Here is a 15682-nt window from a genome sequence, read left to right on the forward strand (position 1 = left end):
GCCATGCACGCCGGTCCGGCCCATCGTCTGCAACGCTGGCGGGCGTCTGGTCTAGACCGTCGAGATGCCGTCGATCGGGCTGATATCCCCGACGAAACGCAGCAGGTCGGCCATCGTGAATTCGCCCGGCACTTGCGACGGCAGCGTCGGCTTCCAGCTCTTGCCCTTGAGCCAGAGATACGACTGGTGGTCGCCATGGACGAGGCCGACGAAGACCTCGGCAAGCAGGGTCGCGCCGACCGGGCCGAGCCTTTCGCCGCTGCCCCGCTGCTCCGCCTCCTTGAGGATGTAGTACCAGAGCGGGGTGTTTTGGTGCAGGCCATGCTTTTTCGCCACGGCGCCGTCGCTCCCCTTCGAGATTTCTTCCGGCGTCAGCGGATTCTTGATCTTCATGGCCTTGGCGACGTCCTGCCCGGACGGCAATCCCAGCAACACGCCGCGCTTGAGGTTGCGGAACGGCAGGCTGCCGCCGTCGCCAGGCAGGGTATGGAGTTGCGGCACGATGAAGGGGTCGATCTTGCGGGAGGGATTGAGCGTCACGCCCGCAGGGTTGTTCGGCAGCACCTGAAAGTAGCGCCGCCAGTCGATGATCCAGTTGCTCGAAAGCAACGGAAGCGGGAGCGGCGGCTGAATCGGATTGGGTGCGAGGTCTCCGATGATTCCTCCCGAAAGGCCGGTGAACCTGAACAGCAAATCGAGAGTTGCAGGAATACCGCCGGGGCCGAACGTGAAGATCCGGTTGTGGCTATAGGCCTGGCGCACCATGCTGTGGCCGAGACGATAGACCGCCCCCGAAAACTCGACGGGCATGTAGGGGATCTTCTTGAAGCGGTAGAAGCGCCGACCCTGCTCGAGGATCTTCGCAACGATACCCTTCTCGGTGATCCGCTCCACGAAATCGTGCAGGACCATCCATTGATAGTGCCAGGTCACGATCCGGCGCGCCTCCTCGAAGATCTCGCCCGCCGGCTTGCCTGACGCCGCGAGCTGATCGCAGACCTTGTTGTGAAACTTCAGCATCGCAAGGTGAGTTTGCGCGACGACCAGGTTCTCGTCGTTACGATGATCGCCGATCAGGGCGAACCCCTCGGGATTGCGCGGGAGGTCGTTGCGATGATCTCCGGTGATGGTGTCGACGTTGACGGTCTTGCCGATCAGGAGCTTGGGACCCGGAGTCTTGCCGTTGTCGCCCGCCGAATTGCGCGCGTACAGATGACGGCTCCCGTCGGGACCGAGACCATAGATGCTGTCGAGATCGAGTGCGGGCGTGCGAAAATTCGTGACCGCCATCGGATCGGCTTCCTTCTCGCCGAAGGAGGTCAGATCGAGCGTGATGTCATGATCGACGAATTGGCCGAGATAGGTGAAACCCGCCGGGACGTTGGCGTTGTTTCCCGCGGCATCGCCGGGGGCGGGATCCTTCATCGCGTCGGCGAGTTCGCGCAGCGGACCGTCGTCGACAGCGAGCGGCTCCAGGGTCGGAAACATCCGGCCAAACATGCCCGGATCGTCGTGTCCGGAAAGCGTATCCAGAAATTGTCGCGTCGGTTGACGTCCGGCCTTGCCATGACCGGGATGAACATTCACGTCGGTTCCCATCGCTTGCTCCTGCTCAATATGCTGTAAGGGAGAGGGGCGCCGAAGATGTCGATTGTCTGAAATTCTCGTTTCAGTATACGTTCAGAAGAATTGCCCCTCAGGGTGCAGTACGAAGGAATATTACCACAGATTGCATTCTGTGGATGTGTCCTACCGCGAGGCCTTTTGCCCCACCAGCCACACAGGCTTTTGATCGTCCGAAGCTCGGGCAGGAAAGACTAAGGCGCGATCGACGCGTCGGCTGAATCTCTCAGCGCGTCAGCGCTTGGCAGCGAACCGCGACCAGATCTCAGCGTCCGTGTAGAAGTCCACGCCGCCATCGAGATCTCTCACCAGCCACTCGCCGAGATAGACGATCTGTGTGCCGCTGCGCCGCTCGTGCCGAAGCTCGAATTTTCCGTCGGCATCCTTCTGCAGCGAGCAATTCGACTGAACCCAGCTCGGCCACTCCTGCAACGGCTGCCCCAAAAATTGCCAGGCAACCAACGCCGCGTTGTCCGACAGCGGTTCTAAGCGCAGTGTCTTGGTCACGTGATCTCCACCATGCGAGTTGTCCCCCGATGCAACGCCTCGGGACCGGAAAGGTTTGGAATCGTCGTTCCGTGGCAGCATGCCTGACCGATTTCAACGGTTCCTCTACTTTTTCGTCCGTGAGAACCCGGTCCCCGCGCGCCCTAACCGATCGTCTGCAGCACCGGAAACGTCTCCAACAGCCAGATGCTCACATTCGAGACCGCGCCGGTGAGAAAGCCGATGCCGGTGAGCACCATCAGGACGCCCATGGCGCGCTCGACGTTGACGAGTTGGCCCTTCATGCGCGCGAACAGCGCGGAGAACTGTTCGATCATCAGCGCGGCGATCAGGAATGGGATGCCGAGGCCCGCGGAATAGACCGCGAGCAGGCCGGCGCCCCTCGTCACCGTGGCTTCCGCCGCGGCGACCGAGAGGATCGCGGCGAGGATCGGGCCGATGCAGGGCGTCCAGCCGAACGCAAATGCGAGGCCCATGATATAGGCGCCCCACAGGCCGACCGGTTTGGGGATCGGCAGGCGTCCTTCCCGCATCAGAAAGCCGATCCGCGTCAGGCCGAGGAAGTGCAGGCCCATGATGATGATGACGATGCCGGCGAGGATCGACAGCTCCGCCGACCAGGCACGGATCAGCCCGCCGATCAGCGAAGCGCTGGCGCCGAGCGCCACGAAGATGGTGGAGAAGCCGAGCACGAACAGGAGCGCCGACATCATGATCGCGCGCTTGGAGGCCGCGACCGGCTCGTCGCTCTCGACATGCTCGATCGTGGCGCCCGTGAGGTAGACCAGATAGGGCGGAACCAGAGGCAGGACGCAAGGCGAGAGGAAGCTGACGAGGCCGGCAATCAGTGCGGCCGGAATCGAAACATTTTGCATGATGCAATCGGAGCCATCTCAGGCCCCGTCAAGGCGCGCAGGGATCGCGCCCGACCCGGAGCCGAACCGGCTCTGGTGTAGCCCATGCCGGAGAATGCGCAACAGAGGCGCACAAAGCCAGGGCTCCGCCCGATGCCCTCCGTGATCACAGATGCGGCATCGGGACGCGCACAAACCTCGCCGGAAAGCGAGATTGGGCGGCGCGGCTACTTCACCACGCGGAGCAGCGGACGCCGGGGCTGGTCCTGCGTCTGCTTGGAAGGGGCCGGCGGCTCGCTGGCAGCGCTCCGCAGCATTTCGTCGCACAGCGCCTTGAGATCGGCACTGTCGATTCCTTTCAGTTTCATCCTGACGTCGAGGATGACGATGGACAGCATCTCGGCCGACTCGCGGCTGTTGCAGGCATTGAGAACCCTGCGGCACTCCTCGAGCGTTTCCAGCACCGACTGCAACTGTTCGTCTGAATGCGACACCGGCGTTCTTTCCGTTAATTCGGCCTGCGAGACGTATCTGTCACGCCCCCTTCGGCCCCCATGGAAGACGATAGATAGCACGAGGCGACTGCGCCTTCGAACCTGATTTCAGTGTGTTTCTGCTGCGGAACCGGGTTCCCGCTCGATCGCCATGCGACGCCTTTGGCGACCGCAGCAATGCTCCGGGAGCGAACGCCTGACGCGGTGCGATTGATCCAGCAACGGCGAAGAGCACCGACTCCTGCGCAAGACCGTTCATTGCAGTCAGCGCCGGCACTCCCGCAGCCATCTCGCGGCTCGCAACGGAACTCACGTCATACCCCTCACTCGAGCCGATTAGCCTCGCCCGAATTCCCAGCCCATGGGAGCATCCAAATACCGCCCTAAGGTAGTAAGGATGACGTTCAAAACTCGTCGTTCCCCAACCCGTCGTGGTTGTGGTTTGCGCCAGATTCTGCCAGTTTAGCGTTCCAAAGGGAATTGTATGCACTCCTTGGCGGAAAGGGGCGTTCCTCTGGCGGAACGCCCAAAGACAAATATCAGCGGCCTCTCCGATTGGGACGCCGCCCGCATATTCTTGGAAGTCGTCCGATGCGGAAGTTTTCGCTCGGCGGCCGAGCGCCTGTCTCTGTCGATCAACGCCGTGCGGCGTCGGATCGACGACTTCGAACGCCAGACCGGCACCACGTTATTCACGCGCGACGTCCACGGCACCCATCTGACCGATGAGGGCGCCTTGGTAGTCTCCGCTGTCGAACGCATGGAGGCGGCCACCTTCGACGTGCTGCGCGCCAGCGATTCGATGGCCAACGCGCTGTCGGGCGAGGTCCGCGTGGCCGTCACCGAAGGGCTCGGCACATTCTGGCTTGCCCCCCGCCTGGTCGAATTCCAGCAGGCCTATCCGAAAATCCTGGTGGACCTGCATTGCGCGATGCGCTCGGCCGACGTCTCGCGCCACGAGGCCGACGTCGCCATTCATCTGTCCCGTCCCTCGGCGCTGGACATCAAGCTGGTGCGGCTCGGCCGCATGCATCTGATGTTCTGGGCCTCCGAGAAATACATCGCAAAGCATGGCGCGCCGCGCTCGGCGGCGGAATTGATCAAGCATCGTCTGGTGCTGCAATTCGCCGACCAGCTCGCCGCCAAGGAATCCTTCGAGAGCTTCTTCCCGGGCGTGTCCGAACGTGACCTTCTGGTCATGAAGACGAACGTCTCGAGCGCCAATTATTGGGCGGTCGCGAACGGCGCCGGCATCGGTGTCTTCCCGAGCTACGCCATTGCGCTCGGCGGGAAACTAATTCCACTGGAGGTCGAGCTGGACCGGCCGCTGGATATCTGGTTGTCCTACCACCCCGGTAGCGGCCGTATCCCCCGCGTGCGGCACATGATTGACTGGCTGATCGAGGCTTTCAATCCGGCCCGCTTCCCGTGGTTTAAGGAAGAGTTCGTGCACCCGCATGAATTCAAGGACTCGTATATGGGCGAACCCCTGACCCAGCTCTTCGGGGGATTTTCAACCGAAGAACAAAGGTGAAAACAGAGATGAAAGCAGCGGCGAAAAGAATGAAGCAGCGCAGCGCGGGCAAGCCGGACATCGAGCTTGGCAAGCGGATCCGTCTGCGGCGCGTCGAGATGAAGATCTCGCAGGCCGAGCTCGGCGAGAAGCTCGGCGTCAGCTTCCAGCAGGTGCAGAAATACGAGAAGGGCGTCAATCGCGTCGGCGCGGCTCGGCTTCAGCAGATCGCCTCCGCCCTCGATGTGCCCGTGACCTTCTTCTACGACGGCGACAACAAGGCCCGCGAAGTCGAGAGCCTGCTCTTCCTCGACTCGGCCTTCAGCCTCCGCCTGCTGCGCGCCTACAGCAAGATCAAGGACCAGACGGTGCAGCGTCAGCTCGTCTCGCTGATGGAATCGATCGCGGCGAACGAGAGCTGAGGCCGGTCGACGGCCCGGCCTTCACGGCCGACGTTCAATCCGCCGCGTCACGGGGGCGCGGCCGGATTGCACGAGATCGGCCGAAAGATGTCTGCGCGCAACTGCGCGCGGCCTGTCTCGGGGCGGCCTGGCCGCCCCTTTTTCTTGCCGGTCTTCCTTCGAAGTTTCCGGCCGCGCGCCATGCAATCGCAGCACAGGCGGATGCAGACTCTGCTCTCCCGCGCCGGTTGACCGCGGCGGTGCCTGCGCCGCACATTGCGCCTCGCCACCGAGCAGCGAGCGCGCGATGCCAGACGTTATCAGCACGACCGGAACACCTTACGCCGACGGCAAGATTCTGACGCACACGGCCGATGGCGTCGGCGTGATCACCTTCAACAATCCCGACAAGCGCAACGCGATGTCGCTGGAGATGTGGGAGGGATTCGGCGAGGCGCTGACGGCCTTGCGCGACGACGACACGGTGCGCGTCGTGATCCTGCGCGGCGCCGGCGGCAAGGCGTTCGTCTCGGGTGCCGACATCAGCCAGTTCGAGAAGGTGAGGCACAATGCGGCGGCGTCCGAGCAATACGCCAAGCGCAGCGCCGCCCAGCGCGCGCTGCTCGCCGATTATCCCAAGCCGACCATCGCCTGCATCGACGGCTATTGCCTCGGCGGCGGCATGCAGGTCGCGATGCTCGCCGACATCCGCCTCGCCTCGCATGAAAGCCAGTTCGGCATTCCCGCCGCCAAGCTCGGCATCGCCTATGGCTATGACGGCCTGCGGCATCTGGTGTCGCTGGTCGGGCCGTCCTGGGCGCGGCTGCTGATGTATACGGGCATGCGCATCGATTCCGCCGAAGCGCTGCGCATCGGCCTCGTCGAGCGCGTGTTTCCGCAAGGCGAGCTCTGGGGCGAGACCATGGCGATGGCCGAGACGATCGCGCAGAACGCCCCGCTCGCGATCAAGGCGGCCAAAATCACCATCGCGCAGGTGCTGAAGGACGAGAGCCGGCGCGACATGGAGGCGATCAAGGTGATCGGCAATGCCTGCATGGACAGCGCGGATTTCCGCGAGGGCCGGCAGGCCTTCATGGAAAAGCGCAAGCCGCAGTTTAGGGGAAAGTAATTTCGTCGTGGAGAGAGGCGAGGAGCACAGCCCCTACAGCGCTCCCAGCACCGCTTTCGTGATGTCAGCCGTGCCATTGCCGCCGCCGAACTCCATCGGCTTGACGCCGCCGGCATAGACCTGGTCCACCGCACGCTCGATTGTCTCGCCGGCCTCCGCAGCGCTCTCGATGCCGTGCTTGTCGGCGAGCCAATCCAGCATCATCGCGGCGGACAGGATCATGCCGGTGGGGTTGGCCTTGCCCTGCCCCATGATATCAGGCGCCGTGCCGTGGCATGGCTGGAACACCGCGTATTTGTCGCCGATGTCGGCGGACGGCGCCATGCCGAGGCCGCCGATCAGGCTCGCGGTGATGTCGGAGACGATGTCGCCGAACATGTTCTCCATCACCATCACGTCGAAATCCCAGGGACGCTTGACCAGCATCGCCGAACAGGCATCGACATAGAGATGATCCGTCTTCACGTCCGGATGACGTTTAGCGGCCTCGTCAAAGATCCGGCGGAAGAAGGCGAACGCCTTGAACACATTTGCCTTGTCGACACAGGCAAGCGACCCCGGCTTGCCGCGCGCCTTGCGCCGCTCGGCGAGGCGAAACGAGAACTCGAACAGACGCTCCGAGGTTTTGCGCGTGATCACCAGGGTCTCGCGCGCGTCCTCATGGGTAACGATGCCCTTCCCCATCGAGGCGAACAGGCCCTCGGTGGACTCCCGGATCACGACGAGATCGATGCCGCGCTGGTCCGCGCCGACGATCGGGCTCGGCACGCCCGGAATGAGGCGCGCCGGACGCACGCCGGCATAGAGATCGAAGATGAAGCGCAGCTCGATCTGCGGCGCGATCTCGGTGTTGTCGGGGTAGCGCACCGACGGCAGGCCGCAGGCCCCGAGCAGGATCGCGTCCGCCTCCTCGCATAGCTTGATGGTGCTATCCGGCATCGACTTGCCGGTCGCGAGATAATGGTTGGCGCCGGCCGGCGCCTCGGTGAAGCGGAAGCCGAGGCCGGACTTCTCGCCGACCTTGCGCAGCACCTCCAGCGCCGGCGCCATGACTTCAGGGCCGATGCCGTCACCAGCGAGCACGGCAATGTGGAAGGCGTTGTTTGCGGACATTTAAGGCCTCAAGGAAGGTGTCAACCAGGTCGTCATTGCGAGCGAAGCGAAGCAATCCAGAACTGCATCCACGGAGACATTCTGGATTGCTTCGTCGCTTCGCTCCTCGCAATGACGACGGAGAGAGCGTTCGTTACGGCGTCAGCACCGTACGGCCGACCACCGCGCCCTGCTGCAATTGCAGCAGGGCGTCGTTGGCCTTGGCGAGCGGTTGTTGCGTCACCGGGATCGGCGGCACCTTCTTCGACCGCACGAGGTCGAGCAGCTCCTGCGTCTCGCGCAAATTGCCGACATAGCTGCCCTGGATCGTCACCGCCTTAATCGGAATCAGCGGCAGCGCCCAGGTCGCGCCGCCGCCGAACAGGCCAACGATGACGAGCTTGCCGCCCTTGGTCAGGCAGTCGAAGCCGAGCTGCGTCGTGGCGGCATTGCCGACGAGATCGATCACGGCGCGGATCGGCCCGCCGGCCTTCTTGGCAAGTTGCTCCAGCGCGTCCGGCGCCTTGGGATCGACGGTCGCGAGCGCACCGGCCTTCTCTGCCGCCTCGCGCTTCCTCGCGTCGATATCGACCATGATCGCGCCCTTGCCGCCCATCGCCTTGAGCAGCGACAGCGCCATCAGCCCGAGGCCGCCGGCGCCGAACATCACGATCGGCGTGTCGAAATGCTGCTCGACCTTCTTCAGCGCACTGTAGGTGGTGACGCCCGAGCAGGCATAGGGCGCGGTCGTCGCAGGATCGAGGCCTTTCAGATTGAGCAGGTAGCGCGGATGCGGCACCAGCATGTGATCGGAATAGCCGCCGTCGCAATAGACCCCGAGCGAGCGCGGCGTCAGGCACATGTTCTCGTCACCGGCGAGGCACGTGGCACATTTGCCGCAGCCGATCCAGGGATAGACCAGCCCGACATCGCCGACCTTCAGGTCGCCCTGATCGGTCGGCTTCACGTCGGGTCCGAAGGCGAGGACTTCGCCGACCGTCTCGTGGCCCATGGTCAGCGGCAGATTGATGCCGCGGTCCTTCAACGAGAGCGGCTTGCGGCCATGGCCGAGATCATAGCCGCCTTCCCAGATGTGGAGGTCGCTGTGGCAGACGCCGGCGGCCTTCACCTTGATCAGCACCTGTGTGCCCGAGGGCTGCGGCGTCGCCTCGTCGACCTCCAACAGCGGTGCCTTGAAATCGGCAACCTTGAAACTCTTCATCGGCGTCCTCCCGCATGCTTCTTGTTGTCGCGCCACCATGCCATGGTCGGCGCGACCAGACAAACCGGTCTTAGTTCAGGCCAGCGGATGGTGGCAAGCCGCGAACTGGCCGGGTGCGATCTGGCGCAACTCCGGTATCTCCGCGCTGCAACGCTGATCTGCGCGCGGGCAGCGGGTGCGGAAGCGGCAGCCGGATGGCGGCGCAATCGGCGATGGCGGCTCGCCGGCCGCCACACTTTCGACGGGACGCACGTCCGGATCCGGCACCGGGATCGCCTGCAACAGCAGCGCGGTGTAGGGATGCGCAGGCCGCGCGAACAATTGCTGGGAGGGAGCGACCTCGCAGAGCCGGCCGAGATACATCACCGCGACGCGATCGCTGACTGCTTTGACCACGGCGAGGTCGTGCGCGATGAACAGCAGCGTCAGACCGAAGCGCGCCTTCATCTCCTCCAGAAGGTTGAGGATCTGCGCGCGAATGGAGACGTCGAGGGCCGACACCGGCTCGTCGCAGACGATGAATTCGGGTTTGAGCACCAGCGAGCGCGCGATGCAGATGCGCTGGCACTGGCCGCCGGAGAATTCGTGCGGCAGGCGGTTCGCCACGAGATCGGGGTCGAGCCCGACCGCGGAGAGCACCTCGTGAACGCGCCGTTTGCGCTCGGCGGCATCCTTGATCCCGGCGATGATCAGCGGCTCGGCGACGATGTCGCCGATGCGCCGGCGCGGATTGAGGGAAGCAATCGGATCCTGGAAGATCAGCTGCACGCGCCGGCGCATCCTGCGCAGCGCCTCGCCCTCCATGGCGGTGAGGTCCTCGCCGTCGAACATCACGCGGCCGGACTTAGCGCGGCGCAGTTGCAGCACCGCGCGGCCGAGCGTCGACTTGCCGCAGCCGGATTCGCCGACCAGTCCCAGCGTCTCGCCGCGCGCGACCTCGAGGCTGACACCGGAGACGGCATGAACAATCTTGTTACCCAGACCATATTCGACGACGAGATTGTCGACGCTCAGAAGCGGCGCGGGGCGCACGGCAAGCTGCATCATGCCTCGATCCCCTCCGCCATCCGGATCGGATGGAAGCAGGCATAGAGATGTCCCGGCATCTCGGCACTCGTCAGGACCGGCTTGGCCTCATGACAGCGCGCCGTGGCATAATTGCAGCGCGGCGCGAAGGAGCAGCCTTTCAGAGGCCGCGTCGGATCGGGTGGACGGCCCGAGATCGCCGGCAGCGGCGTATGCGGCGCGGTCTCGAGCTTCGGGATCGCCGCCAGCAACGCCTCGGTGTAGGGCATGTGCATGCGCTTGAACAAGGCTTGCGTCGGCGCGCGCTCCACCACCCGGCCGGCATACATTACCGCGACCTCGTCGGCGCGGCCGGCGACGACGCCGAGATCGTGGGTGATGATGATCATCGCCATGTGGCGGCGGCGCTGCTCGCGCGCGAGCAGATCGAGGATCTGTGCCTGGATGGTGACGTCGAGCGCGGTGGTCGGCTCGTCCGCGATCAACAGCTTCGGCTCGCAGGACAGTGCGATCGCAATCGCGATGCGCTGGCGCATGCCGCCGGAGCATTGATGGGGATATTGTGTGAGCCGCTGCTCCGGCGCCGGAATGCCGACGGCGGCGAGCAGCTCGATGCTGCGGGCCTTCGCGGCGGGAGCGTCAAGCTCGAGGTGCTCCTGGATCGTTTCCATCAGCTGCGTGCCGATGGTGAGCACCGGGTTGAGCGAGGTCATCGGGTCCTGGAATACGACCGCGAGATCGCGTCCGCGCAGGCGCCGCAGGCTTTCAGGCTCGAGCCGCACCAGATCCTCGCCGTCGAACATCACCCGGCCCGTCAGCTTCGCCTTCTTCGGCAGCAGCTGCAGCACGGCGCGCGAGAGCATGGTCTTGCCGCAGCCGGATTCACCGACGATCCCGAGCGTGCGGCCGGCCTCCAGCAAAAGGTCGACGTGATCGACCGCACGCAAATTTCCGCGCGGGGTCGGCAGCTCGACCGCGACATCCTCGATGGCCAAGAGCGGCGCGCTCACAGCGCCCCCTGACGTGGGTCGGTGAGGGCCCGCAATGTGTCGCCGACGAGGTTGAACGCCAGCACGGTCGCGAACAGTGCCGCCGCCGGCAGGAAGGCGAGGCGCGGCGCGACGTCCAGACTGTCACGTCCCTCCCCGATCATGCTGCCCCAGCTCGGCATCGGCGGCGGCACGCCGAGGCCGAGGAAGGACAGCGCGCCCTCGACCACGATGGTGACGGCGACGCCGAGCAGGAAGAAGGCGAGCAGCGGCAGGATGACGTTCGGCAGCAGCTCGCGCAGCAGGATGCGCGCATGGCTCGCCCCTAGCGCCTCGGCCGCGATCACGAATTCTCGCCGCGCCAGCGTCAGCGTCGCCGCGCGCGCCACGCGCATGAAGGCGGGAATGCCGAGCACGCCGAGGACGACAGTGAGGTTGGGGACCGACTGCCCGAGATAGGCGACCACCGCGAGCGCGAAGATCAGCGGCGGAAACGCGAGCAGCACATCCATGCTGCCGACCACCAGCGTCTCGAACCGGCCGCGGAAGTAGCCGGCCAGCAGGCCGAGCGCGCCGCCGATGACGAGGCCGATCATGGGCGCGATCAGCCCGACCGTCAGCGACACCCGCGCGCCAAAGATCAGCCGGGCGAGCTCGTCGCGGCCGAGCCCGTCGGTGCCGAGCCAATGTTCGCTGGAGAAGGCGGCGCGCCGTTCCAGCATGTCCATGTCGATCGGGTTCTGCAGCGGCAGCACCGGCGCCAGGATCGCAAGCGAAAGGATGATCGCAACCCAGGCGCTTGCGATCCAGAACAACAGGCCGAGCTTGGGCTTGCGGCCGACCGGCGCAGCCACGTCCTCGTCCTGGATCGACAGCTCAAGCGTGGCCATGGCGGATCCTGGGGTCGAGCACGGCGTAGAGCATGTCGACGATGAAGTTCACGATGACGAAGCCGCAGGCGACCAGCAGCACGACGCCCTGGAGAATGACGAGGTCGCGGGTGTAGATCGCCCCGACCAGCAGCCGGCCGATGCCGGGCAGCGCGAAGATCGATTCCACGATCAGCGTGCCGCCGAGCAGGCGGCCGATATTGATGCCGGTTACCGTCACCAGGGTCAGCGACGACGGCTTCAGCGCATGCACGAACAGGATACGCGATGGCTTGAGACCCTTTGCTTTCGCCAGCGCGATATAGTCCTCCTGCAACGTCGCGATCATGTCGGAGCGCAGCACGCGCATGATGCCCGGCCATTCCGCCAGCGCCAACGTCAGCGCCGGCAGCACGAAGAAGCGCAAATTGGCCAGCGGCGCCTCGGTGAACGGCACATAGCCGGTCGCCGGCAGCCAGCGCAGCTCGACCGCGAACAGATAGATCAGCAGGATCGCAGTCAGGAACGACGGCATCGACAGCATCGCGAAAGCGCTGCCGGTCATGAAGCGGTCGAACGCACCGCCGGCGCGCGCGGCACAGGCGATCGCGACGGGAACACCGATCAGGAGCCCGATGAACTCTGCCATCAGCATCAACTGCAGCGAGACCGGAATGCGCTCGGCCACCGCCTGCAGCACCGTCTGCCCGGTGCGAAACGAGCGGCCGAGATCGCCCTGCACCACGTGGCCGAGCCAGCTCAGGTAGCGCCACCACAGCGGCTGGTCGAGCCCCATGTCGCGGCGCAACGCCGCGACGTTCTCCGGCGTTGCCTGGTCGCCGAGGATGACGAGCGCGAGATCGCCCGGCAGCAGCGAGGCGATCAGGAACGTCAGCAACGAGACGGCGAGCAGCACCGGCAGCATGGCAAGCAGCCGCCGAACGATGAAGTTCAGCATCGCGCCATCATTCCAGCCAGGTTCTGGAGACGTCCATCACGCCGTTGTACATCTTCGGAAAGCCTTTCAGCTTGGCACTCGACAGCGCGTAATAGGTGTTCTGGAAGGTCCAGAACCAGATCGCCTCCTTGTTGATCAGGCGGCTGATGGCGCAGTAATCCTCGCTGCGTTGGCCCATATCTGCGGTCACGCGTGCATGATCCAGCAGCCTGTCGAGCTCGGGGTTCGAATATCCGGAGAGCGACAGCGGACTGCCGCTGCGGAAATTCGCGTACATCTGCGGATCGGGATCGGCGAGATCGACGATGCGCCACGGCGTAAGCTGGAATTGCCGCGTGAAGGCTCGCGTCGGAATCGTGGCCTGGTCGACCTGCTCGATCTCCATGTTGGCGCCGACGCGCTTCCAGAACTGCTGCAGCACCTGGCCGATGATGCGGCCGCGCGGCGTTGCCGTCACCAGCATCTTGAACTCGACCGGCTTGCCATAATCCTTGATCAGCGCCTTGGCCTTCTCGACGTCGAACGGCAGCGCCCCGTCGTCCTTGCACTTGACCCAGGAGCCGTCGCCGTAAGGATTGCTCGCCGGCCGGCTCAGGCCGTTGCTGATCGCCTGCGACATCTTGGGACGGTCGATCGCCATCACCAGCGCCTGGCGCACCCGCACGTCGTCGAACGGCGCCACCTTGGTGTTGAAGGCATAGACCGCAGCGCCCGAGCCCTTGTAGGTGTGAACGGTGAGCTTGGGGTCCTTCTGCGCCTTCGTGATGTTGTCGGCGTCGTTCTCGTCGTCCCAGATGATGTCGGCCTCGCCCGATTGCAGGGAGGCGAAGCGCGACTGCGCGTCGGGTAGCGGCTTCAGGACGATGCGGTCGAGATAGGGACGGCCTTTGTCCCAATAGTTCGGGTTCTTCTCCAGCACCATGCGGTCGCCAGCGGTCCATGATTTCAGGATGTAGGGGCCGGTGCCGACGGGGTTGCGATTGTAATCGTCACCCTTGGTCTTCCAGGCGGTTGGAGAGTGGATGACGTTGTTGGAACTCTGAATGGTAATAACCGCCGGCCAGTTGATCGAAGGGTCGGTAAGATTGTAGATGAGGGTGTAGTCGTCGGGGGCCAGCACCTCTTTCACGTTGGTGATGTAAAAGGCGCAGCGACACTTGTTGGCGGGATTCTTCTGCCGGTCGAAGTTCTCCTTCATGGCCTGCGCGTTGAATGGCGTGCCGTCATGAAATGTCACGCCTTCGCGGAGCTTGAAGGTCCAGGTCTTGTAATCCTCGGAATGGGTCCAGGACACCGCGAGCTTCGGCGCGGGCTCGCCCTTGTCATTCAGCGTTGTGAGCGTGTCGAAGATCGCGGCCGCAGCCGTATTGGTCGACGTGTCGTAGACACCGACCTTGAGTGGATCGAAGCCCGGAATATCCAGCTCCTGGCCGACGGTGATGCTGCCGCCCGATTTCTGCGCCTGTACCGGCGTTGCCAGTGCAAATGCCGCAACGAGGAAAATAGGCACGCGCCTGCGTGCCAAGGCCGCCGCGTTCGTCATGGTTCCTCCCGGGATCCGTCGTCCGATGTTTCGGATCGTTGAATGACTCGGAGGCGAGCTTGGCGACAAATGCTCGCCTCGGCAAGGGGAACGAACGAGAGTTCAAACGCCGCATGTGGCGGCGATAAGACTCAGGATGTCGCGGCCGTTTTGCCTGGCGGAATTGCCGAGCCGTCGGCAAGCCCGATCTCCTGGCGCAAGGCGGCGGTGTGCTCGCCGAGCACGGACACGGTCTTGGCCGGCGCCGTGTCAGCGCCCGACATCCGGAACGGCAGGTTGAGCACCTGGAATGAGCCGCCCTCGTCCCGCACCTCTGAGAGCGCACGGCGATGCGCAAGCTGCGGATCAGCCAAGGCCTCGGACACGCTGCGATAGGCCGAGGCCGGCACGCCGGCAGCCCCGAGTGCGCGCAGGCACGCCTCGGTCGAAAGCTGCCGCGACCAGATTTCGACGCCGTCCATCAGCTCGGCCCAGTTCTCGCGGCGCGCGGCATAGGTGGCGAAGCGTGGATCGGAAACCCAGTCCGGGCGGCCGATCACCCCCATCAGGGCCTGGAACGTCTTCTCGCTGGCGATCGTGATCATGACGTAGCCGCTTGCCGTCTCGGTCGGCCCGAACATGGGGCGCGGCGGCGGCGGCACCGCGAATTGCGAGCTCTGCAGCTCGGTCAGCGTCAGCGACAGCATGGTTTCCAGCATGGAGACGTCGATGTGCTGGCCGGCGCCCGTCACGCTGCGTTGATAGAGCGCCGACGCGATCGCGCCAAAACCATAGGTCCCGGTGACGACGTCGGCGTGGTAGATACCGCAATAGTCGGGACGGTTGCGGCCCGGCTGGTAGGCGAGATGGGCCATGTCATAGCCCGAGGCCGCGTGGATCACCGGGGCGTAGGCCGGCAGCTCGGCCGAAGGGCCGGTCTGGCCATAGCCCGAGATCGAGCAGTAGATCAGCCTCGGGTTGACCTGGCGCAGGCTGTCGTAGTCGAGCCGAAGGCGGCGCATCACGCCGGGACGAAAGTTCTCGACCAGGATGTCTGACGTCGCGGCCAGCCGGCGCACCGCCTCCTTGCCGTCCTCGGACTTGAGGTCGAGGACCACGCTCTTCTTGCCGACATTGAGCTGGCCGAACGCGGTGCTGCAGCCGTTGCGCAGCGGCGGCCGGGTCCGCATCGTCTCGCCGCCGTCGGTCTCGATCTTGATGACCTCGGCGCCCATGTCGGCGAGCATCCGTGTGCAATGGGGCCCGGCGATCGTGGTCGAAAAATCCAGCACCCGCAGGCCCGCGAAGGCCTTTGTCGTCGTCCCCTCATGCTTATCTGCTAGCTGCATGCCTGCCTGCGCCCTCGGATCTCGTGGGAACCATCGAAGTTCTTTGTTGTTGATGCGGCGACCCTAGAGGGCGGCGGCTGAGTAGGAAAGTGTTTACCGAACAGACGTGCCGCGTGGGCGGGCTTTGGAATTCC

15 protein-coding genes are annotated in these 15682 nt (G+C 64.6%); 3 read left to right on the plus strand and 12 right to left on the minus strand.

Features of this window, described 5'->3' with window-relative positions; all coding sequences use genetic code 11:
- Positions 1-51: 51 nt before the first annotated feature.
- From ABIA45_RS15930 to ABIA45_RS15945, 4 genes are all read right to left on the minus strand, one after another.
- The gene (locus tag ABIA45_RS15930; RefSeq protein ID WP_404652748.1) at positions 52-1599 is read right to left on the minus strand and encodes a heme peroxidase family protein; all 1548 of its coding nucleotides are present in this window, start codon (positions 1597-1599) and stop codon (positions 52-54) included.
- A gap of 258 nt (positions 1600-1857) precedes the next feature.
- A complete protein-coding gene (locus tag ABIA45_RS15935) occupies positions 1858-2130 on the minus strand; it encodes a hypothetical protein (RefSeq protein ID WP_036025895.1) in 273 nt (90 codons plus the stop codon).
- Positions 2131-2273: 143 nt separating this feature from the next.
- Positions 2274-3005, minus strand: coding sequence for a cytochrome c biogenesis CcdA family protein (locus ABIA45_RS15940; RefSeq protein WP_157280996.1), 732 nt, complete (start codon positions 3003-3005; stop codon positions 2274-2276).
- Positions 3006-3211: 206 nt separating this feature from the next.
- Positions 3212-3478: a hypothetical protein gene (locus ABIA45_RS15945; protein WP_275508917.1), complete on the minus strand. Its 267-nt coding sequence runs from the start codon at positions 3476-3478 to the stop codon at positions 3212-3214.
- A gap of 484 nt (positions 3479-3962) precedes the next feature.
- Between ABIA45_RS15945 and ABIA45_RS15950 the strand changes: the two genes are divergently transcribed.
- From ABIA45_RS15950 to ABIA45_RS15960, 3 genes are all read left to right on the plus strand, one after another.
- Complete coding sequence (locus tag ABIA45_RS15950; RefSeq protein WP_404652750.1) at positions 3963-5012, plus strand: LysR family transcriptional regulator; 1050 nt, start codon at positions 3963-3965, stop codon at positions 5010-5012.
- A gap of 29 nt (positions 5013-5041) precedes the next feature.
- Positions 5042-5413: a helix-turn-helix domain-containing protein gene (locus ABIA45_RS15955; protein ID WP_020608151.1), complete on the plus strand. Its 372-nt coding sequence runs from the start codon at positions 5042-5044 to the stop codon at positions 5411-5413.
- Positions 5414-5699: 286 nt separating this feature from the next.
- Positions 5700-6521: an enoyl-CoA hydratase gene (locus ABIA45_RS15960; RefSeq protein WP_225112665.1), complete on the plus strand. Its 822-nt coding sequence runs from the start codon at positions 5700-5702 to the stop codon at positions 6519-6521.
- A 33-nt stretch (positions 6522-6554) separates the two neighbouring features.
- Here the strand turns inward: ABIA45_RS15960 and ABIA45_RS15965 are convergent, their stop codons facing one another.
- The 8 genes from ABIA45_RS15965 to ABIA45_RS16000 all read right to left on the minus strand — a co-directional run bounded on the left by ABIA45_RS15965 (position 6555) and on the right by ABIA45_RS16000 (position 15548).
- Positions 6555-7634, minus strand: a complete 1080-nt coding sequence (locus ABIA45_RS15965; RefSeq protein WP_404652752.1) for an isocitrate/isopropylmalate dehydrogenase family protein — start codon at positions 7632-7634, stop codon at positions 6555-6557.
- A 133-nt stretch (positions 7635-7767) separates the two neighbouring features.
- Positions 7768-8835 carry an alcohol dehydrogenase gene (locus ABIA45_RS15970; protein ID WP_036037755.1) on the minus strand — a complete coding sequence of 356 codons (1068 nt, stop codon included), beginning with the start codon at positions 8833-8835 and terminating at the stop codon, positions 7768-7770.
- A 75-nt stretch (positions 8836-8910) separates the two neighbouring features.
- Positions 8911-9882: an ABC transporter ATP-binding protein gene (locus ABIA45_RS15975; RefSeq protein ID WP_404652754.1), complete on the minus strand. Its 972-nt coding sequence runs from the start codon at positions 9880-9882 to the stop codon at positions 8911-8913.
- Positions 9879-10871: an ABC transporter ATP-binding protein gene (locus ABIA45_RS15980; protein ID WP_404652756.1), complete on the minus strand. Its 993-nt coding sequence runs from the start codon at positions 10869-10871 to the stop codon at positions 9879-9881. The genes ABIA45_RS15975 and ABIA45_RS15980 overlap by 4 nt, the downstream gene beginning before the upstream one ends.
- Entirely contained in the window at positions 10868-11740 is an 873-nt protein-coding gene (locus tag ABIA45_RS15985) for an ABC transporter permease (protein WP_404652758.1), read from the minus strand. The genes ABIA45_RS15980 and ABIA45_RS15985 overlap by 4 nt, the downstream gene beginning before the upstream one ends.
- The gene (locus ABIA45_RS15990) at positions 11727-12677 is read right to left on the minus strand and encodes an ABC transporter permease (RefSeq protein ID WP_271545527.1); all 951 of its coding nucleotides are present in this window, start codon (positions 12675-12677) and stop codon (positions 11727-11729) included. The genes ABIA45_RS15985 and ABIA45_RS15990 overlap by 14 nt, the downstream gene beginning before the upstream one ends.
- A gap of 7 nt (positions 12678-12684) precedes the next feature.
- Positions 12685-14220 (minus strand): ABC transporter substrate-binding protein, encoded by a 1536-nt coding sequence (locus ABIA45_RS15995; RefSeq protein ID WP_271545529.1) that lies wholly within the window; start codon positions 14218-14220, stop codon positions 12685-12687.
- A gap of 131 nt (positions 14221-14351) precedes the next feature.
- On the minus strand, positions 14352-15548 hold the full coding sequence (locus tag ABIA45_RS16000; RefSeq protein ID WP_271545531.1) for a CaiB/BaiF CoA-transferase family protein: 1197 nt from the start codon (positions 15546-15548) through the stop codon (positions 14352-14354).
- Positions 15549-15682 lie beyond the last annotated feature (134 nt).

Origin of the sequence: Bradyrhizobium sp. USDA 336, from assembly GCF_044908355.1 — a bacterium.
Lineage (GTDB): Bacteria > Pseudomonadota > Alphaproteobacteria > Rhizobiales > Xanthobacteraceae > Bradyrhizobium > Bradyrhizobium yuanmingense.

Bases quoted from the DNA above. Each gene is read 5' to 3' on its own strand.
- ABIA45_RS15930 (WP_404652748.1), bottom strand. From the start codon at position 1,599: ATGGGAACCGACGTGAATGTTCATCCCGGTCATGGCAAGGCCGGACGT.
- ABIA45_RS15940 (WP_157280996.1), bottom strand. From the start codon at position 3,005: ATGCAAAATGTTTCGATTCCGGCCGCACTGATTGCCGGCCTCGTCAGC.
- ABIA45_RS15950 (WP_404652750.1), top strand. From the start codon at position 3,963: ATGCACTCCTTGGCGGAAAGGGGCGTTCCTCTGGCGGAACGCCCAAAG.
- ABIA45_RS15955 (WP_020608151.1), top strand. From the start codon at position 5,042: ATGAAGCAGCGCAGCGCGGGCAAGCCGGACATCGAGCTTGGCAAGCGG.
- ABIA45_RS15960 (WP_225112665.1), top strand. From the start codon at position 5,700: ATGCCAGACGTTATCAGCACGACCGGAACACCTTACGCCGACGGCAAG.
- ABIA45_RS15965 (WP_404652752.1), bottom strand. From the start codon at position 7,634: ATGTCCGCAAACAACGCCTTCCACATTGCCGTGCTCGCTGGTGACGGC.
- ABIA45_RS15970 (WP_036037755.1), bottom strand. From the start codon at position 8,835: ATGAAGAGTTTCAAGGTTGCCGATTTCAAGGCACCGCTGTTGGAGGTC.
- ABIA45_RS15975 (WP_404652754.1), bottom strand. From the start codon at position 9,882: ATGATGCAGCTTGCCGTGCGCCCCGCGCCGCTTCTGAGCGTCGACAAT.
- ABIA45_RS15985 (WP_404652758.1), bottom strand. From the start codon at position 11,740: ATGGCCACGCTTGAGCTGTCGATCCAGGACGAGGACGTGGCTGCGCCG.
- ABIA45_RS15990 (WP_271545527.1), bottom strand. From the start codon at position 12,677: ATGCTGAACTTCATCGTTCGGCGGCTGCTTGCCATGCTGCCGGTGCTG.
- ABIA45_RS15995 (WP_271545529.1), bottom strand. From the start codon at position 14,220: ATGACGAACGCGGCGGCCTTGGCACGCAGGCGCGTGCCTATTTTCCTC.
- ABIA45_RS16000 (WP_271545531.1), bottom strand. From the start codon at position 15,548: ATGCAGCTAGCAGATAAGCATGAGGGGACGACGACAAAGGCCTTCGCG.